The sequence below is a fragment of the Pseudoxanthomonas sp. 134C1 genome, from assembly GCF_057773065.1.
Genome location: NZ_JBYMTH010000002.1, coordinates 477,127 through 499,268 on the forward strand (window position 1 = coordinate 477,127; position 22,142 = coordinate 499,268).

Below are 22,142 nucleotides of genomic sequence, written 5' to 3' on the forward strand. Positions count from 1 at the left end.
CTGGGGAAAACACGACGATGAAACGCACCGCCCTGGCCATCGGCCTGTCACAGGCATTGCTCTGCGCCGGCATGATCGCCACCAGCCCGCTGGCCAGCGCCCAGGCCATGCCCGACGGCAGCGCCGCCGCCGTGCCGGCCGACGATCCCAAGCAACTGGACACCATCGTGGTCCAGGGCGAAATCGCCTACCGCGATCGCACCGACGACATCGCCCCCACCCTGTCCTATGACCTGGAGTACTTCCAGCGTTTCGAGCCGAACACCGTCGGCGACATGCTCAAGCGCGTACCCGGCGTGACCTTCGTCGGCTCGGACATCATGGAGTTCGACGGCGCAATGATGCGCGGCATGGCCGCGGGCTACACCCAGGTGCTGATCAACGGCAAGAAGGTGCCAGGCGCCGGCGATGATCGCTCTTTCTGGGTGGATCGCATTCCGGCGGAGATGGTCGACCACATCGAGATCCTGCGCAGCAACAGCGCCAACCGCAGCGGCGACGCGATCGCCGGCAGCATCAACATCGTCCTGCGCGACGCCTACGTGTTCGACGGCAGCTACCTGCGTGTCGGCGCCAACCGTTGGCATGACGGCGAAGTGAATCCGACCTTCGGCGCGGTGACCAGCGTCGATGCGCTGGGCGGACGCCTGCTGGCGGGTATCAACGTGCAGGATCGCTACCGTTCCAAGGTCAAGCGTTCCGACCGTTTCTCGGATCCATCCCGCCAGGAACTGGTCAGCTGGGAAGACCAGACCGAAGTGAAGGATGGCCGCGACTATTCGGCCAACCTGTCCTACACCGCCGATGTCGGCGAGACCGGGCGCATCAGCATCGACGGCTTCTACGTCAAGACCGACCGCGATGTCACCGAGGTGTCGCATGAAGTGGAGTACGACGATGATGACGTCATCGACGCCCGCGTGCCTGGCCTCAATCCGATCGATCAGCGCAACTGGGGCATCGGCGCCGAGTACAAGTTCGACATGGCCGGTGGCACCACCGAACTGGATCTCGACTACGCCCGATTCGAGGACGACAGCGCCGAGAGCGAGGAAAAGCATGAGTACGTGAACGGCGAATGGGATGCCTCCGAGGCCGAATCACAGGCCGTGGACGCCAAGGACGCCGAGACCAGCTTCAAGATCGCGCACAAGCGTCCAATGGGTGCCGGCGAACTCGAGTTCGGCGTGGACTACCGTCGCAAGAAGCGCGACGTCACCTACACCAACTACGCCTGGGAAGCCGAGGACGAAGGCGACCCGGTGGCCTACGAACCGGACGGCGTGATCGGTTCGTTGATCAAGGAAACCCGCGTCGACCCCTACGTCATGCTCTCCGGCAAGGGCCAGATGTTCTCCTGGGAGGCCGGCCTGCGCTATGAAACCACCCGTTCGGACATCCGCTACGGCGAAGACGGCGATGTCGAGGGCTCGGCGAGCAAGGACTACAACGAACTGTTGCCCTCGCTGCACCTGAAGTGGGATCTGGACGAAGCCACCCGCATCAGCCTGTCGCTGGCCAAGAGCGTCAAGCGCCCGAATTTCAACGAACTTATCCCCGCGCTGCTGGACGGCGAGTTCGGCGACAACGACTACATCGGCAATCCGGAACTCGATCCGGAAACCGCCAACGGCATCGACCTGGGTTTCGAACGCCGCCTCGGCAAGCATGGCGTGATCGGCCTGAACTTCTTCTACCGCGACGTGAAGAACCTGATCGAACTGGTCAACACCGGCGAGATGAGCGAGGACGCGCAGGACAACTACGCCGACGAGCTGGAGGAATTCCTGGCGGAGAATCCGGGGGCGACCGAGGACGACTTCCAGTTCGATCCGGAAAGCTGGCTGTTCACCTCGGCCAACATCGGCGACGGCAAGGTCTATGGCGTGGAGTTCGACCTGTCGACACCGCTGACCGCGCTGGGCATGCCGAACACCGGTGTCTTCCTCAACTACTCCTACCTCAACAGCAAGGTCACCGACTTCCTCGGCGAACGCCGTTTCAATGACCAGGCCAAGAGCGTCTACAACGTCGGCTTCATCCAGGATTTGCCGTCGATCGGCGCCAGCTTCGGCGCGACCTACCGCAAGCAGGGCGATGCATTCAGCCGCATCCTCGCCGAGGAAGTGACGGTCAAGTACGGCGACGACCTGGAAGTGTTCGTGGAGAAGCGCTTCGGCAAGACGATGTCGATGCGGCTCACCGCCGCCAACCTGCTGGATGCATCGAAGGACGAGTTCTTCCACAAGTTCGACAACCAGGCGGACCAGATCGCCCGCGACTACGACGAGTACGAGTTGGAAACCGAAGAAGCCGGGCCGAGCTATCAGCTGGTCATGCGCTGGGCCTTCTGAGCACGGCCCTCCCCGTGCCCAGTGGAAGCCGGCGCGAGCCGGCTTCCTTTTTTTGTGGGTTTGACGGGTTTGATGCAGACTTTCGCCACCCGTCATCGCCCCAGGCCGCCATGAAGACCGTCGAAGTCCGTCATCCCCTCGTCCAGCACAAGATCGGCCTGCTGCGCGATGCCTCGCTCAGCACCAAGGGTTTCCGCGAACTGGTGACCGAACTGGGCACCCTGCTGGCCTACGAGGCCACCGCGGATCTGGAAACCGAGGAAGCGACCATGCCGGGCTGGGCCGGCCCGGTCCAGGTGCGCAAGATCGCCGGCGCCAAGATCACGCTGGTCCCCATCCTGCGCGCCGGCCTGGGCATGCTGCCCGGCGTGCTGGCGCTGATTCCCGCCGTCAAGGTCAGCGTGGTGGGCCTGCAGCGCGACGAGGAGACCCTGCAGCCCGTGCCGTACTTCGAACGCCTGACCGGCCGCCTGGACGAGCGCGACGCGCTCATCCTGGATCCGATGCTGGCCACCGGCGGCACCCTCATCGCCACCATCGACATGCTCAAGCGCGCCGGCGCGAAACGCATCAAGGGCATCTTCCTGGTCGCCGCGCCCGAGGGCCTGGCCGCGCTGGAAGCGGCCCACCCCGACGTCGAGGTCTATACCGCCGCCATCGACGACCATCTCAACGACAAGGGCTACATCCTCCCGGGCCTGGGCGACGCCGGCGATCGCATCTTCGGCACCCGGGTCGGTTGAGTTTCAGCGGCGGATCCAGCGCTCGGCCTCGGCCGGGCCGGCGGCATCCGCAGACAACACCCGGCCCGCTTCGGCGTCATCCAGCACTTCCGCCTTGAGGAAGGCGGTGCCGATGTCGCGCGCACGCCGGTACAGCGCTTCCGGCTGGCCGCCGATCAGGTTGTGATCGCCGCCGGTCAGCACCACCGCGTACTTGTCGCCCGCGGGTGCGCTCTCGACCGGATACAGGTGGTCGCGCGCGTCGCTGACGAATCCCGGCACGAGATCCTTGTCGCCTGTCACCAGTAGCACCGGCACCGCGACGGATGCATAGGCCGAAGGCGTGACAAGCCCGGGAATCCGGCCCGGCGAGGAATACCCCACCACGGCCGTCACGCTGGGATCGCGCAACGGTGCAAGCTCGGCCAGGGCACCACCCAGGGCCAGCGATACCAGCGTGCCATAGCTGTGTCCTGCCGCCGCGACCGGCGCGCCGGGCCAGCGCGCGGCCACATAGGCGCTGGCCGCCTTCATGTCCGCCATGCGCTCGCCGAAGCCCTGCTGCATGGAGAACTTGTCGCGGTCCGGATGCTTCACCGAGTCCACGTGCAACGGCGCGACCACCACGAAACCGGCGTCGCGCCAGGTCTGCAGCAGATCGTCGTAGCGCTCCGGCCACGATCCGTGCCCGCTCGAGAACAGCACCACGCCGCGTACGCTTTCCGGCTCCCATACCGCCATCGAAGTGGCGCGCTGCGGCGATACCTGCAACGGTACCGTGGCGGTCGGCGCGGCGAAGACGCTCTGGATGCCGGCAAAGGACAACAGCACGGCCGCCACGGCGCGACGGAACGGAAAACGCTGGCTCATCTGGAAGATCCCCTTGGAAAGTGGGGATCAGTCTGCTGGCACCCGCCGCTTCGGGCAGGTGCCTGTTGTCATCAATCCGCAGTGCCGGAAGTCACTTCACGCCGCCCATGGACGGGCGTGCAGCTCCCCCACTTCGTGGGTCACGCCGAACTTGCCGCGCTCGTCGCGGGTGACCTGGGCAAGGGCGCACTCCGGATCATGGGTGAAGAACAGGTGCACGTTGCGTGCGAGCTTGTCCTCCAGGAACACGCGCTTCTCGTCGATCAGCAGTTCGGCGTTGCGGTCGTAACCCATCGTGATCGGCACATGCACCCACGAACGGCCCGGGATGAGGTCCGCGCAGAACACGACGCCGCCGTGCGGCGCGCCATCCACGCGTTCCGGCCCCACGATTTCGGCCAGCATCAGTCCGGGCGTGTGGCCATCACTGAAACCGAAGCGGACACTGTCACCCAGCGCTTGCGAGTGTTCACCGTCCACGAGTTCGAGCCGTCCGCTCGCCTCCAGCAGGCCCTGCAGTTCCGGAATGAAACTCGCACGATCGCGCGGATGCGGTTTCAACGCCCGCTGCCAATGCGCCCTGCCGACCACGAAAGTCGCGTTGGGGAACAGTAGCTCCGGCGCTTGGCCTTCGCTCCACGGCGCGAGCAGCCCGCCGGCGTGATCGAAATGCAGGTGGCTCAGCACCACCACGTCGATGTCCTCATGGCCGAAGCCGGCCCCGCGCAGCGAATCCAGCAGGACATGCCGCTCTTCCTGCACGCCGAAGCGCTCGCGCATCTTCGGATCGAAGAACGCGCCGATGCCGGTTTCGAACAGCGCCGTCTTGCCGTTGAGCGGACTCGCCAGCAATGCGCGGCAGGCCAGCGGCACCCGGTTCTGAGCGTCGGGCGCCAGCCATTTGGACCACATCGCGCGCGGCGCATTGCCGAACATCGCGCCGCCGTCGAGCTTCTGGGAATTGCCGAGGATGGACCAGAGTTTCATGGTGCTGATTCTACTCCCGGGGAGAGTGGGAGGACCTGAAACCGCTTCGGCGGGCTTGGAGACTTCATGCCTCGCGCTACGGTCTCCGCGGGGGCCTGGTCGGATTCGCGCCGTTTCGGGCTGCCGTTCCCGGCGCAACCGGGTGTACACCGTTGCGCGGGATGAGACGCACGCGTTCAGCGCGCGGCGGCTTCGCTCGGTTCGACTTCCGCCTTGCCCACCGGATTGCGCGGATCCGCGCCGCCGGTGAGGGTATTGGCCTTGCGGTCCCAGAGCACGGTCTGCAGGTTGCCCCACACGTGGCTGGAACCCCGGCCGCCGGCGGCGGTGTCGCCGGGCAGGTCCACCTGATGGCCCATTGCACGCAGCGCCTCGGCGACCTGCGGCGTGAACGCGCCGCTCTCGGCGGAAATCACGTCCGGCAGCCACTGATGGTGGAAGCGCGGCAGCGCCGCGACCTGTTGCGCGCCGAGTCCCTGGTCGTAGCCGAGCATTCCCAGCAGCACCATGGTGATGATGCGACTGCCGCCCGGCGTACCCAGTACGGCGACGCGATCCGGCGACTCCATGAAGCTCGGCGTCATCGAGCTGAGCATGCGCTTGCCGGGCTTCGGTGCGTTGGCCTCGAAACCCATCACGCCAAAAGCGTTCGGCGTGCCGGGCTTGAGCGCGAAGTCATCCATCTCGTTGTTGAGCAGCACGCCGGTGCCCGGCGGGATCAGGCCGGAACCGAACAGCAGATTGACGGTCTGGGTCGCGGCGACCCGGTTGCCTTCGGCGTCGATGATCGAGAAGTGGGTGGTCTCCTCGTCCTCCAGCGGGGTGGGCTTGCCCGAGAGCAGGTCGCTGGGCGTCGCCTTGTCGGGATTGATGGTCGCGCGCAGCCCCGCGGCGTAGTCGCGGCTGGCCAGGGTCTTGAGCGGGATATCGACGAAATCCGGATCACCCAGGTAGAAGGTGCGATCGCGGAACGCGCGGCGCATCGCTTCCACGGTCAGATGAGTGCGGTGGACATCATCCAGCTTGGCCAGATCCCAGCCTTCCAGGATCTGCAGCATCTGCGCCACCGCCACGCCGCCGGAAGACGGTGGCGGCGCGGTGGTGATCTGCCAGTCGCGGTACTTGAACTTCAGCGGCTCGCGCTCGCGGACCTCGTATGCGGCCAGTTCGTCGGCGGTCCAGCGGCCACCTTCGGCCTTCACGCCCTTGATCAGCTTGCCTGCGATCTCGCCCTTGTAGAAACCATCGTGGCCACGCTCGGCCAGCAGCAGCAGGGTGCGGGCAAGATCCGGCTGCTTCAGGACCTCGCCTTCCTTCGGCGGATCGCCATCGGCGAGGAACACCGCGCGGGTGCCGGGAAAGCGCTCCATCACCTCGCGGCGCGAAGCGTAGCCACGTGCCAGCCGGCCATAGACCGGGAAGCCGTCGCGGGCGATCCGGATGGCGGGACCGAGCGAGGTCTTCAGCGGCAGCTTGCCGTAATTCTTCGCGAGATGGACCAGCGCGGCGGGCAGACCGGGAATGCCGGCGGCCCACGGTCCGTTCTCGGCGCGATCACGATTGAATTCGCCGTTGGCCAGCAGATAGGCCTCGGGGGTGGCCGCCGCCGGCGCGGTCTCGCGCGCATCGACGAACACGTCCTTGCCGGTCCGCGCGTCGTGCAGCAGGAAGAAACCGCCGCCACCGATGCCCGAACTGATCGGCTCGACCACCGACAGCACCGACGACACCGCGACTGCGGCGTCGAAGGCATTGCCACCGGCGTGCAGGATCTCGAATCCGGCTTCTGTCGCGAGCGCATGCGCGCTGGCGATGGCGGCGCCGGGCGGATGGGCGGGTGTGCCGGTGGAACGATCGCCGGCGTCGGCGGCGTGCAGCGCTGGAATGAAAAGACAGAGCGCCAACAACAGCGCGGTGGCTCGGCGTGCTTTCACGACATCTCCTGAAGGGTACGCAATGGGCGGCCCTCCCGCGTCAGCCGCCCTGCAGCTGGCGCAACTTGGCCAGCAGTTGCTCCTGGGTCTCAGGATACGCCGGATCGGGGTCGATGCACTCCACCGGGCAAACGACGACACATTGCGGTTCGTCATGATGGCCGACGCATTCGGTGCAGCGCGCCGGATCGATCACGTAGATCGTCTCGCCCATCGAGATGGCCTGATTGGGACAGGCCGGCTCGCAGACATCGCAGTTGACGCAGAGTTCGTTGATCTTGAGTGACATTGCGGGGGACTTCTCGATTCCGGGAGCCCCGCTTTCACGGGGGCGCGATGCCCCCGCAAAGGCGTGGCCGCGATCGCGGCCACGCGCGGAGCGTATTACTTGGCTTCGACGAAGACGTAGTCCACGCCGGCCGGGGCCACGGCCGCCTTGACGCGCTCGCCATCGGCGGTGTCACCGATGAAGACCACGCGCACGCCCTTCATGGTGTCCGGCTCGACGCCCTGGAACGAGGCGACCACCAGGTCGGCCATCCGCGTGGACGCCGACGAACCGAAGGCCAGCAGGTTGCCGCCGACGATGCCGCGCGCGATCGCGTTCTTGGCCTGCTCCAGCGAACGGTCGTACTTGGCCTGGAATTCCGGATCCGATTCCGGCGGGAGGTAGTACAGGAACGGCGTGTTGGTGATGGTGCCCATGTTGCGGGTCACCACTTCGGACAGATAGGTGCGCCAGCCGGCGTCATCGTCCTTGGCCGGCACGACCAGCGCCGCCTCGGCGGCCTCGGCCGGCTTGGCCTCTTCCTTCTTGCACGCGGCAAACGGCACGACCAGGCAGGCGATCAGCAGCAGTCGTGTGGCGATGTTGGTCATGGTTCTGTCCCCTCAATGAGTCGATGTAGGAAGGATCGTGCCACAAAAGCACGCGGTTCAGGTGCGCCGCCACTGCGCCTTCATGGCGGCGGCCACGTCGGCGGTGACGAAGCCGGACACATCCCCGCCCAGGCGCGAGATTTCACGCACCAGCGAGGATGAGATGAAGCCGTACTGCTCCGCGGGGGTGAGGAACAGGGTTTCCACTTCGGGAATCAGATGCCGGTTCATGCTGGCCAACTGGAATTCGTACTCGAAATCCGAGACCGCGCGCAGGCCGCGCAACAGCACGCCGCCGCCGATGTCCTTGACGAAATGGGCCAGCAATCCATCGAATCCGCGCACTTCCACATGCGGGTGGTGCGCCACCGCCTTGCGGGCCAGTTCGACCCTCAGCTCCAGCGGCAATGCGGGTCCCTTGCCCGGGCTCTCGGCCACGCCGATGATCAGGCGCTCGAACAGCCGCGCGGCGCGATCGATCAGATCGATATGCCCGTTGGTGATCGGGTCGAACGTGCCGGGATAGACCGCGGTACGGGTACGGGACACGCTCATGCGGAATCGGGTCGATGGGAGTCGCCGCGCAGTGTAGCAGCGCCCTGCCCGCCGGGGACGCGATAGAGCGCGTAGCGGACGTCGCGGGTCTGGCCTTCGCGATGTGGCTGCCAGTCCGGCGGCACCGCTGGCGCGTGTTCCCGCGGGGATTCCAGGTACACCCAGGCGTCGTCCGCGAGATGCCGTGGCAGTGCCAGCAACGCAGCGTCCCAAAGACCATCGGCGAACGGCGGATCCAGGAACACGATGTCGAACGGCTCCACGGGCGCATTCGCCAGCCACGCCAGTGCGTCCGCTCCCACTACCCGCACCTGCGACCCAGCTCCCAGGCGGTCGACGGCCTGCCTCAACCCATCGGCCAGGCCGGTATCGCGTTCGACCAGGACGGCCCGCGCGGCGCCGCGCGAAACCGCTTCCAGGCCGAGCACGCCGCTTCCGGCGAAAGCATCCAGTACCCGCGCGCCCGCCAGCTTCGGCATCAGCCAATTGAACAGGGTTTCGCGCACCCGGTCCGAGGACGGGCGCAATCCGGGCCGCTCCGGCACCGGCAGGCGTGTGTTGCGCCAGCGCCCACCGATGATGCGGACGCTGCCGACCGCCCCTGTGGCACGCGGGTCGCGCGAGGGTGGGTTGCGGCCGGATTTCATCGGGCCGGAAAGGGGGCGGGTGCTACCATGGCGCCCATTCTCCGCGATTGCCTGTGTCATGGTCAGCTGGTTCCGACGCAAGAAGCCTGACGCGCCCGTGAGCCTGCCCGAAACGCAGCGCCCGGCGCCCGACGTTCCCGTTTCCGACAACACCGCCCCGACAACCGCCGCGCCCGCGGATCACGCCGTTCCAGTGTCCGCCCCGGTCGTGGCCGCACCGGCGGCCCCCGTGCCCGCCGAGCCGGAAAACCTTCCCGCGCCGGCGTCCGCCGGCAAGCCGGGCTGGCGTGAGCGTCTGCGCAACACCGGTTTCGCCCGCGGCCTGGGCGGTCTGTTCTCGCGCAACCCGCGCCTGGACGACGACCTGCTCGACGAAATCGAGACCGCGCTGCTGACCGCCGATGTCGGCGTTCCCGCCACCACCGCGCTGATCGAGGGCCTGCGCAAGCGCATGAAGGCGCGCGAGTTCGCCGATGCGCGGGCGCTGCTCGCGGCATTGCGCGCGGAACTGATCGCGGCGCTCGCGCCGGTGGCGAAACCGTTGGAGATCCCGCGGGGCACCCGTCCCTTCGTGCTGCTCACGGTCGGCGTCAACGGCGTCGGCAAGACCACCACCATCGGCAAGCTGGCGCGCCGTTTCAAGGACGAGGGCCGCAACCTGATGCTGGCCGCCGGCGACACCTTCCGTGCCGCCGCCGTGGCTCAGTTGCAGACCTGGGGCGAGCGCAACGGCGTGCCCGTGGTCGCGCAGGGACAGAACGCCGACGCCGCTTCTGTGGCGTTCGACGCCCTGCAGGCCGCGCAGGCGCGTGGTACCGAAGTACTGATCGCCGATACCGCCGGCCGCCTGCACACCCAGCAGGGCCTGATGGCGGAACTGGGCAAGATCAAACGCGTGCTGCAGAAACTGGATCCGGCGGCTCCCCATGAGGTGCTGCTGGTGATCGACGGCACCACCGGCCAGAACGCGCTGTCGCAGTTGCGCCAGTTCCACGCCGCGGTGAACGTCACCGGCCTGGTCGTGACCAAGCTGGACGGCACCGCCAAGGGCGGCGTGGTGTTCGCGCTGGCGCGCGAGTTCGGCATTCCGATCCGTTTCGCCGGCATCGGCGAACGTTCCGAGGATCTGCGGGTGTTCGACGCGGAAGCCTTCGTCGACGCGCTGCTGCCGGAAACGCTGGGCGCGTGAGCCGGCGCCGCCGGCTGGCGCTGTTGTCCCTCGCGGTCCTGTTGCTGGCGGGCGCCGGCCTGTTGCACTGGCTGCTGCAACCACAACGCCTGACGCCCGCGCTGCTGGGCGTGGCCGGCGATGCGCTGGGCCTGGAAATCACCGCTTCGGGCGTCGGCGAATACCGCCTGCGCGGGACCCCGCAGTTGATCGTCCGTGGCCTGGTGGCGCGCGAGCCGGGCACCACCACGCCCCTGCTGACCGCCGAGCGCGTCTTCATCTCCGTGCCGTGGTCGACCCTGCGCGCACGTGGCCGCGACCTGACCGCGGTCCGGTTGGAGCTGGACGCGCCGGTGTTCAATCTGGCGGCGTTCCAGCATTGGCTGACCGGGCGACCACCGGGCGAAACCCGCATCCCCACCCTGAGCAATGGCATTCGTGTCGACGGGGGCCGGATCCAGGGCGAGGGCTGGTTGCTGGAAGAAATCAACCTGCGTATCCCGCATCTGGCGCCCGATCGTCCGCTGCGCGGACAACTGCAGGCGCGGTACCAGGGCCCGGAACTGCGGGCACCGATGGATCTGGCCTTCCATCTGGGCCGCCTGGGCAAGGACGGCGGACTGGGCCTGGCCGGTGAAGTGACGCCCGCCGGCAAGGATTGGCACCTGCCGCTCCGGCTGCGGCTGTCCGCTTACCTGCGCCAGGCCGAATCGCGGCTCGACCGCATGATCCTGGGAGCGCGTGCGGACTATCTGGCAGGCGCGGTCCGGCAGTCGTTCGCGCTCGGTGCGGCGGGTCCGGTGGAGTTCGCCGACGGCCTGCACCTGCGCGCGGGCGCCATCGCGCTGCGCGGACGGGATGCGATGCCATCACTCGACGCCACCGGCGATCTCGGACTGGATGACGGACTCCTGCTCGACTGGCGCGGCCAATTGGCCAACTGGCCGACCGCTTGGCCATCCTTGCCGCCGCCGCTGGGCCGCTCCACTTCGGCACTCCCGTTCGCGCTGGCCTATCGTGGCACCGCCGATCTGGCCGACATCGCGCATCTGCGGCTGCAACGAGACACCACCCGGTTCGACGCCCGCTTCCGCCTGTTCGAAGTCATGGACTGGCTGGATGCGCTGCAGGCCGGCTCCGGTTCACCGCTGCCGCCCCTGAGCGGCCGCCTCACCGCGCCCCGCCTGGAAGTCTCCGGCGCCACCCTGGAAGGCGTGGATCTGCGCCTGGACGATCCCGCCCTGCCCGCGACGGACACCGCCCCATGACCCGCGCCACCGAAGATCACTTCGCTTCGCGTCTGTTGACCTGGTTCGACCAGTCCGGCCGCCATGATCTGCCCTGGCTGCACCCACGCACGCCGTACCGCGTGTGGCTGTCGGAAATCATGCTGCAGCAGACCCAGGTCAAGACGGTGATTCCGTACTTCGCCCGTTTCCTCGAAGCCTTCCCCACCCTCAGGGATCTGGGCACCGCCTCGCTCGACGAGGTGCTGGCACAATGGTCCGGGCTGGGCTACTACGCCCGCGCCCGCAATCTGCATGCGGCCGCGCGCACCTGCGTGGAATTGCATGAGGGGGACCTTCCACGCGATTTCGACGCGCTGCTGGCACTGCCGGGCATCGGCCGCAGCACCGCCGGCGCGATCCTGTCGCAGGCGTGGGGCGATCGTTTCCCGATTCTGGACGGCAACGTCAAACGGGTGCTCTCGCGCTATCACGGCGTCACCGGCTGGCCGGGCACGCCTGCGGTGGAAAAGCAGCTGTGGCGATTCGCCGCCGACCATCTGCCCGCCGATCGCATGGCCGACTACACCCAGGCGCAGATGGATCTGGGCGCCACCCTGTGCACGCGCCACGATCCGGCCTGCATGCTCTGCCCGGTGCACGACGACTGCGTGGCGCTGAGCGAGGGTCGGGTGGAAGAGTTGCCCACCTCCAAGCCGGGCAAGCCGTTGCCGGAACGGATCGCCATCATGTTGCTGGCCGAGAACGATGTCGGCCAGGTACTCCTGCAGCGGCGCCCGCCGACCGGCATCTGGGCCTCGCTGTGGTCGTTGCCGGAAGCCGATGATCATGACGCCGCGCGGCGCTGGTTCGAAGCCCATCTGCAGGGCGACTACGACCGTGCCGAGGCGCTGCCGGAACTGCCGCACGTGTTCAGTCACTATCGCCTGCGCATGCATCCCCTGCATTGGCGCGGGCTGGCACCGCGTGCCGGCGTGGGCGACAACGTCGACCTGCGCTGGATTGCCCGCGAGGATCTGGTCCAGCTGGGGCTGCCGGCTCCGATCCGGAAATTGCTGGCAAACTGATCCGACGCGCAACTCCGCGTGGCGGAAGCCGCTATCCTGTCGCCCCCTGTTGCCTGCATTTCCACGTCCATGCCACGCACTGTCTACTGCGAATACGAAAAGCGCGAAACCGAGGGCCTGGATTTCGTGCCCTACCCGGGAGAACTCGGCAAGCGCGTGTTCGCCCACATCGGCAAGACGGCGTGGGCAGCCTGGCTGGCCCACCAGACCATGCTGATCAACGAAAACCGCCTGTCGCCACGGGATCCCAAACACCGTGCCTTCCTGGAAGCGGAACTGGAGAAATTCCTGTTCGGCGGCGGCGCCGACAAGCCCGCCGGCTACGTACCGGAGGCATGAGAAAGGCGGGGAAATCCCCGCCTTTTTTTCATTGCCCTGGGCGTGTCGGCCTAGTTGGCCGGTTCGCCCTCCTGGCGCGCTTCCACTTCGGCCTTGCGCATTTCCTTCTCGGCCGCCTTGAGCGACTTCAGGTCCAGCGGGCTGATGGTCTTGATCCGGCAGGACATCCGCATCACCCCGCTGCCACCGCCCAGCGGGCGCACGCGATCGAAGTTGGTCACCCGCCCCATCATGCTGCTGATGGTGATGGCCGGAGCGAACTCCAGATCCTGGCAGGGACCCGCCAGATCCAGCAGGTAGGCTTCGTTGGGTTTGGTCCAGACAGCCAGCGCGGAATCTCCCAGCGGCTGCCAGCCGTTGAGGCTGCCGAAATAGCTGAAATCCTTGACCGGCGCGGCCGCGTGTTCGCGGTACATGGCAAGCCGCTCGGTGGAACTCATTTTGGTGGTGGCGCACGCACTCAGCGCGGCCAGGGCACACAGCAGGAACAGACGTTTCATGGCGTAACTCCCGGTCGGGTCGACGTTTTTTCTCTTCCCGGCGGCATCATGCACCAGCCATCGGCCGCCGGCGCAAGCGCTCCCCCGGTGCGTTCAGCCCTCGTGCGGCTTGCCAGCCCGCCCGGCCTTCCCGTATCATGTGCGGCTCGCACCGGCCACGTAGCCGCGACGCGATAAAACCTTGGCCGGGTAGCTCAGTTGGTAGAGCAAGGGATTGAAAATCCCTGTGTCGGGGGTTCGATTCCCTCCCCGGCCACCACATACAGAAAGGGTTCCCGAGCAATTCGCGGAACCCTTTTTGCTAAATATTCTGGGCGTTGCTAAAAACCTTCGCGTTTGATGGGGAAGGGGGGCTACAGGCCGCCCTTCCGGTACCGGGCAGCCAGGGCATCGAATCTCGATGCCTCGCGTTGCAGGTGGGCCACCTGATCGAACTTGCGGCGAGCCCTCCTAGCCGAGCCGGAGGATGATCTGAAGCGGAGCTCGTGGGCGCGCGCCCGCATGTCTTCCGCCTGCGCAGCCGCCCACTCGGCTTTCGTCTTAAATTTGGGGCGCCTGCCTCCTGCCATCCCGCTCACTCTGCGTGTGTGCCGTCTCACTTGCCGCGCCTGGCGTGGTGGATAACATGCCGCCGCTACCGAGGGCTCCGCGCCATGAAGAACGACTCCCCTAACCCGTACCGTGAATCGACCCTGCGGGAGCTGCGGAATGCGGCGAGCACCCGCGCTGCTGAGCTGCTGAAGGAAGGTGTACCGGTTGGACGTCGGGACACAGCCCATCTACTCATCGCGGCTGCCCGTTAGCTTGTCTTAGTCAACGCTGAGACGACCTTAGCCCTGCTCGTGCTGCCGACGAACGGTTGTCCGCACTGAGGGTTGCTGGGCGTTGAGTCAGACAACGAGACTCGACCGAGCCGAGGCCAGCATGATTGTCAAATCAGCCCTCTTACTGGCGATGCTAAGTCTATCCATCGACGCGGCAGCACAAGCGCCCGCAAAGGAACGTGTAAAGGGCAGCGCCGCGACGCGCCTCTACCATGATTCGATTGCTGGATCCCTTCTGCCGTTGCAGGTCGAAATGCAGCCGATTTCTCGCAATAAAGCGGGCGTCGCGACTGCCATAAAATTCGAGTATGTCCCCAAACGCGAGCGCGGAATCCTGGGGGGCCGTTATGACTTTTCCGATCCGCGGGCTCCGATTCTCGAATTCGATATGACGGGCATGTCCGAGCTGGATGCCCGCGAAGGCGCCCAGGCCATCCTCGACAACGCGTACTCCGGGACACTGGGGAAAAAAGAAGACATCCGAGACGCCATTTCGAGAACGGGCGACCCCGCCGCAGGCTTCTGGGGTGAGGTCTTCAAACTTGCTCGTCCTTACCTAGTAAAGGCGGTAGAAAAAGTAGTTGTAGAGATAATTGTTGAAGGCATCAAATCTGGCGGGAAAGCTATCTTCCATGCCATCGTCAAGGTAGAACCCGCTCAACCAGAAGAGGAGCCCAAGGATCCGGTAGACGCAGGCACTCCGCCACCAATGGGCACCGACGAGCCAACTCCCCAACCGCCAGACGACCCAGACAAGACTCCGAATCCGGCTGACGATCAGGGTGGTCGCCCAACCCCGGGCCAACTGGTTCGCGTGAGGATCGCGCTCGCCAACTATGTGCCGCCAGCGCGCGATGATCGCGAGCCACGCACAAGCGGAAAACCATCCTCGACCAATCGGCCAATAGATCCCTACTTTGATCCGGCGATCAATTGGGGACCTGACTTTCAACGACGCTCAAGATTCTACATGTCTACAAAAATCGTACCTAACGACGGATACACAGACCCTATCCGTCACTAGGGCACCAAATAAAACCAGCTCTACTAGGCACAGATTCTACCCAGCCGGCGACTCCTCAATGGTGAGCGAACTGCGAAAATACTGCCGCTGGAGGCTCTCGGGACCAGGAACCGCAGTCGCGAGTCCATAGACGGCCGACCGGTTGCATAGCGCGGCATCAAACACCTTCGAGATGATGTCCCGATACTGCGGGATCACGCAGCAACGCCGGCCACCGACGAGGGCGGTAGCTACCGTCTCCCAGTCATCGCCATTGGCGAGGCCAGCGCCGCGCACGCTGGCAACGGGTGCCCCTGCTAGATTGCCGCTGAAGCGGCGATAGCTGGTCGCCTGGACGGTCCCGACCTGTCCACCGCGCGTGCGCAGGTGCGAACTCGGGTCGACACGCTCGATGGCCCAGTTGTCGGACAGCCCAACCGTCACGGCGCGGAACACGGCGATCTCGCCGATCTCGAATTCCGTCGCGGCGGTCGCCCAGGTCACGCCAGCCGCGCTGTTGTAGAGGCTGATCGCCACGCTCACGATCGGATCGCTGCCTTCCCCCACCACCAGCCAGCAGCCAATCGATCCGTCCGACATGCGCCGCGTGACGCCGGTGTTGCCGCCGCCCATCACGTACGTATGTGCGCTGTCGCCCGCTCGCTTGCCGGCAGCCATGATCGATGCCCCGACGGGAACCCCTTTAAGGCCCAGAACGGCAATCACCCGGGGGCTTATGGCTTCGGCAAGGCCCGCGGAGATCATCAATGCCTGGCCGGTACTGGGCGCCCCGGAGAGCCAGCGTAGGCGCGACCGGCGCCCGGGCTTGCCGTCGAACAGCGCCGTCCCATTGTCGGCCGTCAGCCATGCGGCTCCGGTCCCGGTCAGCGTGGGGGCCGACACCGTCGGCATTCCGTATCCGATGAGCATGGTTCAACCCCAGAGCGTAAGGGTGACGTCGCCGGTGACGGGGTTCCGGGCGACACCGCGCACGAGAACCTTCTTGCCTCCGGCGAGGCCGAATCGAGGATGAGTGATGCGCCCGACCTGGCCCGGCTTCGGCGCCAGATCCGGATCGTTGATGCGCCAGTGATACAGCGCGCGCGGCACGGCGTAGACCTTGAGCGCGGTGACGGCGTTGTCGTATGCCGTCTTCTCCGTTGCTAGGCCGTAGGCCGTCGCTTGAGCATCGATTCCGGCCTGTTCGCTGGTGACTTCCTCGTATTCCCGCTTCGTCGTCACCTTCTCGTTTGCGGTCAGCTTCCCGTCGTTGGCGATGTCGTTGAGCTGCGACAGTGAGGCGGTCGCATCCACCTGGGCGGCTGTAGCCATCGAGACCGCACGATCCGCCTGCTGCGTGCTCTGGCCCGGGACGAACGGCGAAGGTGTGAGCGAGCTACCGATCTGCGGCTCGATCATCAAGCCGTCGATGTACACCTCGCGGCCAGCCACGCCGCTCCGGTTGAAATAGAACAGCAGCGCTGCGCCGTCGGCGACTGCACTCGTCATGTCGATGGACGCTGAATAGCGGGCCCGCGCAGTCGTCAGGGCCAGCGTGGAAGCGGCCCGGATGTTGCCGTCCCCGTCTTTCAGGGTCGCGCGCACTTGATGGCCGGCGACGCTCGCACGGCCATAAAACGAGACCAGGTAGCGTCCCGGGGCCAACGGCGTGTTGTAGTCGGTGCCGGAGGTGCTGAAGTAGGCGAAATTGTTGTTGGCGTTGGTGTCGGTCGTGGTGACCTTCAGGGACCGGCCGGCAATTGCACCTGCATCGACCACCGCGTAGACTAGGCCGCCGGGCGCGGACGCCACGGGCGGGAACGTGGCAACCGTCAGCTGCTGAGTCACCTTGTACCGGGCGTACTCGTCGCCGAGCAGGTTGTAACCGCTGCCGCCGCCATACAGATCTGCCGGCGCCACGGGCGTCTGCATGACCCACGGCGACCAGGCCGACGCGATGCCCCGCAGAACCGCACGCACTCGCCAATGGGTGGTGGTGGACTCGCTGGCGTTGTAGACCCGGTCCATGCCGGTGTAGACACTGGCCGAGGTGCCGGGTACTCCCGCGTTGTCGACGGCCCGTTCGAGCTCGTACTGGACGCCCTTGGTGGTCACGGACAGCCACGTCAGGCGAATCCCGCCGATCTGCGGGGATGCCGCCAATCCGAGCGGGACCGGCGGCGGCGGTGATTGCCAGGTCGACGGCACCCACGAGCCATACGCGGGAGCCGCGGGCGTCGTGGCCGGGAGGCTGCTTGGGGCGACTTCCAGCAGGAGGATGCGACGGGCCATGTCAGGCCGTTCAACTTCGACAGGCGATCCACCACACGATCCACGCCGGCACGGCCGCTGCCATCGGCAATCCGATAGAGCACGTCGCGAATCTGGGTCAGGACTTCACTTCCATCGCTCGTACCACCGGTGCCGCCGTGGACCTGACCGCTGCCACCCGCCGGGGTCGTGGGCGGAGTTGCCGGCGGCAGAGGCCGTGGCAGCGCCCCAGAGGCATCGGCGAACAGGGCCGAGGCAATGTTCTTCGGGAGCCCCAGCAGGATGTCCGCGAGATCGCCCATCGTCGTTCCGTCGTCCATCGTGAGATTGGGGATACCCATACCGCCGATCAATTCGGTCACCTGCCCATACAGATCGTTGTAGTCGGCGCCTGATGCGTAGAGGTTGCGACCGAGCCCTAGCACAGACTGCGACAAGGCGGCAGCCGAGGCCGCGTCGCCGCCCGCAATCGCCTCGCGCAATTGCTTCATGCCATCTGCCAGCTTTTCGCGATCGTTCATGGGCGAGAATCCGCTGATCGCGAGCCCGTCCAGGATGCTGTCCCTCTGTTCCTCGATCTGGTGCTGACCGCAAAACGTTCGAGCGGGTCTACAACCGTCTCCCGCGCCAGGTTACCGCGGCTCGCTGATTACGCCACCGCCATCCCAATACCTAGATCGGTAAACATGGTGTCCAACTCGTCAAAACTGCCGGCCAAAGGCCAGCGCGAGCGGATCGGCGTCTCTAGCAGGGACACCAACCAGTAGGCGGTCAGCGAGACGGCCGGAAACTGAAAGATGCCGCGCTCAGCGCGCGATCGGATTCGTTCAAGCACAAATGGCTTTTTGTCGACGAAGGTGGCGAGCTGCAACCCGGCGTCAGCCGAAATTTCGCTCCTGAATTCTTGGGCAAGAATGTCAAACAGCAGCCTACTTTCAGCGGTGAGCTCGGCTCCGACGGACGCCACAGCCGCAGCAGCGAGACCGGCGGCAGGTGCATTAGCCTCCTTCACAGCGGCCAATGCCCTACATAGCAGCTCGTCCGTCGTCTCCATGAGTGCCATGCTCCGCGCGACCAGTCGCTCAGCGTGCGACGGGACGGCCTGGATGGGCTTGTACATGGAATCATGAGTTAGCTCCGCGTAAGCGTGCTGCAGAAGCGTGCGCACTTGCACTTCGCAACAGATGGAACTCTGAATAACAGTCCCGTCGATGGCCAAATCCGCGGCAGGGCGTAGCTCGTAGTGATATGACTGATAGCCAAAAGCAGTCGGCTCGTCGAGCCGCTCGAAAATTGGATCCCTGCTCTTGCGAGCGACCCAATCACCGCAACCTTCAATGAAGTTGCGAACGGGCGTGAGGTCGTCCTCTGTCAGGACGACAAATCGTGCACCCACAAGATCTGTCATCTGAGCAGTCGGATCTGCGTAGCCTTTCCGAATCTGCTTGACCCTTGCTGAGGTAACGTCCTTGACACGAAATGCCGCGTCCACCTTCAAGAGCGGCTTTGCGACAGGTCCAATTCTGCCTACGACAAATGCACCCCAAGCACTAAGCATTGAACGATGCTGCTCGATAAAGGCGCCGATATCCACATCAGTCCTCCTCGCGATAACCACCTAAGATACGCACTACGGTGTCTTGTCCGTCTGAGTCAATGGACAAGGTGGAGGCGGGCACATCGGGCGGTATTGTGAGCTGAATACCCTGCACGAATTTCAGCCTTCTTGGCCTTCTGAGCTGCGCAGCGACGTACTTCGTGTCTTTCAGCACTGCATTTCGAGGAAACCCCTTCTGCTCCATATACCTGATGTAGTCACCCTGCACAGTCGAAGGCAGGTAGGATTCCGCAAAATCCGAAGCGCTAATGATCGTGCTGGCGCTCTTAAGCTCAACGCGAAGAGCATCCTTTGCATCGAATCGCTGCTCTTCACTCAACGAAGCTGAGCCAATGAACCCCTTCGTAAAATCGAAGAAATCTTTGGTCAACTTCTTCGAGGACTTCTGGATGTCCATGCCCAAGAACTGCTGGTAGAAGTACGCGGCTGCGGACCTTGTCTCTGTCGCCGTAATCAGGTGATCGAAGAGGAATGCCCGATAATTGCTTGGATCGTATTCACCTCGCGACTGGATGACGCCTGGAGTCAGTTCCAACAGCAGTCCAACCTTGTAGAACCGCTGAGTCGGCGTGAGTACAAGATTCTGCAAATATGTCACTGCCAGATTCGCTGGGTCATCTCCAGTGCCGAACCCGTCTTGCAAATCGGCCTTGATCACCGTGATGAAGCGCTTCTGAGGATTCCCAACACGTCCCGTCACAACGGCGAGCATGCCTGGCGGAGCGCTACTCGCAGTGCCCTGAGCGCGGGTCAGAAGGCGAGCAAGTTCGTGCGTGACCTGCACGAACTCGCTATCGGCCAGGTGGATGCCATGAGCTGCGGCCTGAAAAAAGTCTCGGTCATCAACTGACTCGATGGACATCTCAACGCCGTGCGACCGGCTTCCCAACGCAGATACGATTCGCTTTTCGAGGGCCTCTTTTCCAAGTTGAGGAAGGACGGCCAAAGCGGCGCTACAAATTGGGTCCGGGATAGTCTTGTCGGGCGCTCTGTTGTGAATCCTATGGACGATCACGCGCTCGACAACAATGTTCGATGAGTCGAACGCGCCAATGCCCGCTTCGACGACAACGGCCTCTGCTACTGCTGCCATTTCCTCTCCCCCAGGGCCCAAGGCCCGACGCCTTCATTGGCATCCCCTAGCGAACTATATCGAACTACGGAGCAGATCGCTCGCTAAAAAACGGGCTTGGCGTCCAGTCAAATCAATAACTTGAGCACCTTTGGACAATCGTAAAATTTACTTCGCGTAGCACCTAGGTGATTGTTTTTACTCATAATTCCATCAGTTCGACTATGTGATTGAAAATCCCTGTGTCGGGGGTTCGATTCCCTCCCCGGCCACCATATTTTCAAGGGCTTGCAGAAATGCAGGCCCTTTTTCTTTGTCCAAGATATGGCTTTGGTGCCCGTTTGGTGCCCGTTCGTAATTTGCTTGCCGAATGCCACTCGGGCACTGGAAGGATCTGGACATCGTGCCGGTGAGGCTCGGCGCCCCGCTGGTGCTGGTCGCTTCACTGGTGATCATCACGCATCAGGCCCTACACCACGTCAAAGGGACCGGCTTCGGCCAGCAATAGACATTCGCAGACTACATGCCATCAAAGCCGCTGAACCGTCATGGATGGCAGGAACGTTGGTCTCCGGGACGCACCCGTCCCGACGTCGAGGCGGCCACCAACGTCAGGCCGAACAACCCCACGAATCTTCGGGTGGTCCACTCCCCGGGCGCAGATAGAATCTAGCCCGCCAGCCCAATCCACGCCATCGAAGGGGACGCTTGAAAAACCTTGCCTTCGCATTCGCCCTGCTGGCCATCGCTGCCGCGGTGCTCCCCGAAATCAACGCGCCCGCTCACCCGGTTGCCGAGGCACCCGGAAGCCAGGAGCGCCGTGCGGAAGCGCTGCTGATCCGGCTGCGCGAGCAGCACGGACTGCCCGCGCTCGCGGCCGTCGTCGTGAGCTCGAATGCGACGCTCGACCTGGCCGTGACCGGCCTGCGGCGGCAAGGAAAACCGGAAGCGGTCGAACGGGCCGACCGCTTCCATCTGGGTTCCATGGGGAAGGCGCTCACCGCGACGGTAGTCGCCCGACTGGTCGAGGAAGGAAAGCTTTCGTGGACGACACGGCCCGTCGACGTATTCCCGGAACTCGCAGAGACCCTCCATTCTGGCTATCGGGACGTCACCCTCGAGCAACTGCTGCGGCACCAGGCAGGCACGCCGCCGTACGATTCGACCGCAGAGATAAGAGGAGCGGAGGCCCGGGCAGGCTCCGGCTCTCCGCGCGACCAGCGTCGCGCGTTCAGTGTCTGGCTCCTGCAGCAGCGGCCACACGTCATGCCGGGAACGCGGCCGGAGTACTCGAACGCCGGGTATCCCATTGCCGCCGCCATGGCTGAAGCCGCCGCCGGAGAGGCGTGGGAGTCGCTGGTCGAAAGCAGGCTGGCCCGGCCTTTGGGCATCCACCTGGTGCGCGGCTTGCCCGCGCGCGGCGACAGCGCCCAACCATGGGGGCATAAACCGAAGTCTGCATTCTTCGGCATGGCGACCTACCAGAATGCTGTCGAGCCGCAGGCCCCTGGGGACGGCTGGGCGCTGGGCGCCATCTTCGAGCCGGCCGGCGATTACTCGCTGTCACTCGCCGATTACGCGAAGTTCCTGCAGCTCCATCTTGCAGGGCTCGCCGGTCGTGACGGGCTGCTCAAGGCCTCTTCCATACAGCGCCTGCATGCCGGTCCCGGTGAGTATGCGATGGGGTGGTTCCTGCGTGAGCTCGATGGCACGGCGGCGCACTGGAACACGGGTTCCACGGACACGTTCTTTTCCCGCGTGATCCTGCTGCCGGAGCGGGACATCGCGGTCGCGGTCCTGACGAACGCGGGAAGTGAAACCGCAAGCACGGCCTCCCGCGAGGCTGCGATGGAACTGCTGCGGCTCTACGGCCCACCCGCCACACATTGACCAAGCCGTGCGGCACGCCGTACCGCGGACGTAGTGGTGCACCGGCAAGGGAATCGTTCCCCGCCCCACCTATCTACTTTACGTGGGACTGGACCCAATCCCACTAAAGGAAGGCTCCGAGGGATGGCGCGACAGGCTCGGCTTCAAGGCGGGTCCCACTCCTTGTGTGGCGTGCGCCCCGGTCCCACCCTACTA

General features: G+C 65.1%; 21 protein-coding genes and 1 tRNA gene. 9 read left to right on the plus strand and 13 right to left on the minus strand.

Annotated features, from left to right (window positions below):
* Positions 1-17: 17 nt before the first annotated feature.
* Positions 18-2,354 carry a TonB-dependent receptor plug domain-containing protein gene (locus tag AC3DEZ_RS06035; RefSeq protein WP_488387412.1) on the plus strand — a complete coding sequence of 779 codons (2,337 nt, stop codon included), beginning with the start codon at positions 18-20 and terminating at the stop codon, positions 2,352-2,354.
* A gap of 110 nt (positions 2,355-2,464) precedes the next feature.
* Complete coding sequence (upp, locus tag AC3DEZ_RS06040) at positions 2,465-3,097, plus strand: uracil phosphoribosyltransferase (RefSeq protein ID WP_488387413.1); 633 nt, start codon at positions 2,465-2,467, stop codon at positions 3,095-3,097.
* A 3-nt stretch (positions 3,098-3,100) separates the two neighbouring features.
* On the opposite strand, the gene AC3DEZ_RS06045 is transcribed toward upp, so the two are convergent.
* From AC3DEZ_RS06045 to rsmD, 7 genes are all read right to left on the minus strand, one after another.
* Complete coding sequence (locus AC3DEZ_RS06045; protein WP_488387414.1) at positions 3,101-3,946, minus strand: alpha/beta hydrolase family protein; 846 nt, start codon at positions 3,944-3,946, stop codon at positions 3,101-3,103.
* Positions 3,947-4,042: 96 nt separating this feature from the next.
* Complete coding sequence (locus AC3DEZ_RS06050; RefSeq protein ID WP_488387415.1) at positions 4,043-4,933, minus strand: MBL fold metallo-hydrolase; 891 nt, start codon at positions 4,931-4,933, stop codon at positions 4,043-4,045.
* 176 nt (positions 4,934-5,109) lie between these two features.
* Positions 5,110-6,867 carry a gamma-glutamyltransferase gene (ggt, locus tag AC3DEZ_RS06055; protein ID WP_488387416.1) on the minus strand — a complete coding sequence of 586 codons (1,758 nt, stop codon included), beginning with the start codon at positions 6,865-6,867 and terminating at the stop codon, positions 5,110-5,112.
* Positions 6,868-6,907: 40 nt separating this feature from the next.
* Positions 6,908-7,156: a YfhL family 4Fe-4S dicluster ferredoxin gene (locus tag AC3DEZ_RS06060; RefSeq protein WP_295382760.1), complete on the minus strand. Its 249-nt coding sequence runs from the start codon at positions 7,154-7,156 to the stop codon at positions 6,908-6,910.
* A 95-nt stretch (positions 7,157-7,251) separates the two neighbouring features.
* Complete coding sequence (locus AC3DEZ_RS06065) at positions 7,252-7,746, minus strand: hypothetical protein (protein ID WP_488387417.1); 495 nt, start codon at positions 7,744-7,746, stop codon at positions 7,252-7,254.
* Between the two features lie 57 nt (positions 7,747-7,803).
* Positions 7,804-8,301, minus strand: coding sequence for a pantetheine-phosphate adenylyltransferase (coaD, locus tag AC3DEZ_RS06070; RefSeq protein WP_488387418.1), 498 nt, complete (start codon positions 8,299-8,301; stop codon positions 7,804-7,806).
* Complete coding sequence (gene rsmD, locus AC3DEZ_RS06075; RefSeq protein ID WP_488387419.1) at positions 8,298-8,948, minus strand: 16S rRNA (guanine(966)-N(2))-methyltransferase RsmD; 651 nt, start codon at positions 8,946-8,948, stop codon at positions 8,298-8,300. The genes coaD and rsmD overlap by 4 nt, the downstream gene beginning before the upstream one ends.
* Between rsmD and ftsY the strand changes: the two genes are divergently transcribed.
* The 4 genes from ftsY to AC3DEZ_RS06095 all read left to right on the plus strand — a co-directional run bounded on the left by ftsY (position 8,881) and on the right by AC3DEZ_RS06095 (position 12,769).
* Positions 8,881-10,137, plus strand: a complete 1,257-nt coding sequence (ftsY, locus tag AC3DEZ_RS06080; RefSeq protein ID WP_488387420.1) for a signal recognition particle-docking protein FtsY — start codon at positions 8,881-8,883, stop codon at positions 10,135-10,137. The genes rsmD and ftsY overlap by 68 nt on opposite strands.
* Positions 10,134-11,384: a hypothetical protein gene (locus AC3DEZ_RS06085; protein ID WP_488387421.1), complete on the plus strand. Its 1,251-nt coding sequence runs from the start codon at positions 10,134-10,136 to the stop codon at positions 11,382-11,384. Before ftsY ends, AC3DEZ_RS06085 begins: the two co-directional genes overlap by 4 nt.
* Positions 11,381-12,430, plus strand: coding sequence for an A/G-specific adenine glycosylase (mutY, locus tag AC3DEZ_RS06090; protein WP_488387422.1), 1,050 nt, complete (start codon positions 11,381-11,383; stop codon positions 12,428-12,430). The genes AC3DEZ_RS06085 and mutY overlap by 4 nt, the downstream gene beginning before the upstream one ends.
* A 69-nt stretch (positions 12,431-12,499) precedes the next feature.
* Complete coding sequence (locus AC3DEZ_RS06095) at positions 12,500-12,769, plus strand: oxidative damage protection protein (protein ID WP_447105091.1); 270 nt, start codon at positions 12,500-12,502, stop codon at positions 12,767-12,769.
* Positions 12,770-12,819: 50 nt separating this feature from the next.
* On the opposite strand, the gene AC3DEZ_RS06100 is transcribed toward AC3DEZ_RS06095, so the two are convergent.
* Positions 12,820-13,269: a DUF6491 family protein gene (locus tag AC3DEZ_RS06100; protein ID WP_488387423.1), complete on the minus strand. Its 450-nt coding sequence runs from the start codon at positions 13,267-13,269 to the stop codon at positions 12,820-12,822.
* Positions 13,270-13,452: 183 nt separating this feature from the next.
* On the opposite strand from AC3DEZ_RS06100, the gene AC3DEZ_RS06105 reads away from it, so the two are divergent.
* Positions 13,453-13,528: transfer RNA gene (locus AC3DEZ_RS06105), tRNA-Phe, on the plus strand.
* Between the two features lie 665 nt (positions 13,529-14,193).
* Positions 14,194-15,117, plus strand: coding sequence for a hypothetical protein (locus AC3DEZ_RS06110; RefSeq protein WP_488387424.1), 924 nt, complete (start codon positions 14,194-14,196; stop codon positions 15,115-15,117).
* Between the two features lie 36 nt (positions 15,118-15,153).
* On the opposite strand, the gene AC3DEZ_RS06115 is transcribed toward AC3DEZ_RS06110, so the two are convergent.
* The 5 genes from AC3DEZ_RS06115 to AC3DEZ_RS06135 form a co-directional block, all read right to left on the minus strand.
* Positions 15,154-16,026 (minus strand): phage tail sheath protein, encoded by an 873-nt coding sequence (locus AC3DEZ_RS06115; RefSeq protein ID WP_488387425.1) that lies wholly within the window; start codon positions 16,024-16,026, stop codon positions 15,154-15,156.
* Between the two features lie 3 nt (positions 16,027-16,029).
* Positions 16,030-17,211, minus strand: a complete 1,182-nt coding sequence (locus AC3DEZ_RS06120) for a hypothetical protein (RefSeq protein WP_488387426.1) — start codon at positions 17,209-17,211, stop codon at positions 16,030-16,032.
* A gap of 11 nt (positions 17,212-17,222) precedes the next feature.
* On the minus strand, positions 17,223-17,888 hold the full coding sequence (locus tag AC3DEZ_RS06125; RefSeq protein WP_488387427.1) for a hypothetical protein: 666 nt from the start codon (positions 17,886-17,888) through the stop codon (positions 17,223-17,225).
* 128 nt (positions 17,889-18,016) lie between these two features.
* Positions 18,017-18,961 (minus strand): GTP pyrophosphokinase, encoded by a 945-nt coding sequence (locus AC3DEZ_RS06130; protein ID WP_488387428.1) that lies wholly within the window; start codon positions 18,959-18,961, stop codon positions 18,017-18,019.
* 1 nt (position 18,962) lies between these two features.
* Positions 18,963-20,078, minus strand: coding sequence for a nucleoid-associated protein (locus tag AC3DEZ_RS06135; protein WP_488387429.1), 1,116 nt, complete (start codon positions 20,076-20,078; stop codon positions 18,963-18,965).
* A 687-nt stretch (positions 20,079-20,765) separates the two neighbouring features.
* On the opposite strand from AC3DEZ_RS06135, the gene AC3DEZ_RS06140 reads away from it, so the two are divergent.
* Positions 20,766-21,947, plus strand: a complete 1,182-nt coding sequence (locus AC3DEZ_RS06140; RefSeq protein ID WP_488387430.1) for a serine hydrolase domain-containing protein — start codon at positions 20,766-20,768, stop codon at positions 21,945-21,947.
* The last annotated feature ends 195 nt before the right edge of the window (positions 21,948-22,142 follow it).

Excerpts from the sequence above, each read along its gene's own strand:
- AC3DEZ_RS06115 (WP_488387425.1), bottom strand. The coding sequence starts at position 16,026 with ATGCTCATCGGATACGGAATGCCGACGGTGTCGGCCCCCACGCTGACC.
- AC3DEZ_RS06045 (WP_488387414.1), bottom strand. The coding sequence starts at position 3,946 with ATGAGCCAGCGTTTTCCGTTCCGTCGCGCCGTGGCGGCCGTGCTGTTG.
- AC3DEZ_RS06110 (WP_488387424.1), top strand. The coding sequence starts at position 14,194 with ATGATTGTCAAATCAGCCCTCTTACTGGCGATGCTAAGTCTATCCATC.
- mutY (WP_488387422.1), top strand. The coding sequence starts at position 11,381 with ATGACCCGCGCCACCGAAGATCACTTCGCTTCGCGTCTGTTGACCTGG.
- AC3DEZ_RS06100 (WP_488387423.1), bottom strand. The coding sequence starts at position 13,269 with ATGAAACGTCTGTTCCTGCTGTGTGCCCTGGCCGCGCTGAGTGCGTGC.
- AC3DEZ_RS06035 (WP_488387412.1), top strand. The coding sequence starts at position 18 with ATGAAACGCACCGCCCTGGCCATCGGCCTGTCACAGGCATTGCTCTGC.
- upp (WP_488387413.1), top strand. The coding sequence starts at position 2,465 with ATGAAGACCGTCGAAGTCCGTCATCCCCTCGTCCAGCACAAGATCGGC.
- AC3DEZ_RS06060 (WP_295382760.1), bottom strand. The coding sequence starts at position 7,156 with ATGTCACTCAAGATCAACGAACTCTGCGTCAACTGCGATGTCTGCGAG.
- rsmD (WP_488387419.1), bottom strand. The coding sequence starts at position 8,948 with ATGAAATCCGGCCGCAACCCACCCTCGCGCGACCCGCGTGCCACAGGG.
- ftsY (WP_488387420.1), top strand. The coding sequence starts at position 8,881 with ATGCGGACGCTGCCGACCGCCCCTGTGGCACGCGGGTCGCGCGAGGGT.
- AC3DEZ_RS06095 (WP_447105091.1), top strand. The coding sequence starts at position 12,500 with ATGCCACGCACTGTCTACTGCGAATACGAAAAGCGCGAAACCGAGGGC.
- coaD (WP_488387418.1), bottom strand. The coding sequence starts at position 8,301 with ATGAGCGTGTCCCGTACCCGTACCGCGGTCTATCCCGGCACGTTCGAC.
- AC3DEZ_RS06135 (WP_488387429.1), bottom strand. The coding sequence starts at position 20,078 with ATGGCAGCAGTAGCAGAGGCCGTTGTCGTCGAAGCGGGCATTGGCGCG.
- AC3DEZ_RS06050 (WP_488387415.1), bottom strand. The coding sequence starts at position 4,933 with ATGAAACTCTGGTCCATCCTCGGCAATTCCCAGAAGCTCGACGGCGGC.
- AC3DEZ_RS06065 (WP_488387417.1), bottom strand. The coding sequence starts at position 7,746 with ATGACCAACATCGCCACACGACTGCTGCTGATCGCCTGCCTGGTCGTG.
- AC3DEZ_RS06125 (WP_488387427.1), bottom strand. The coding sequence starts at position 17,888 with ATGAACGATCGCGAAAAGCTGGCAGATGGCATGAAGCAATTGCGCGAG.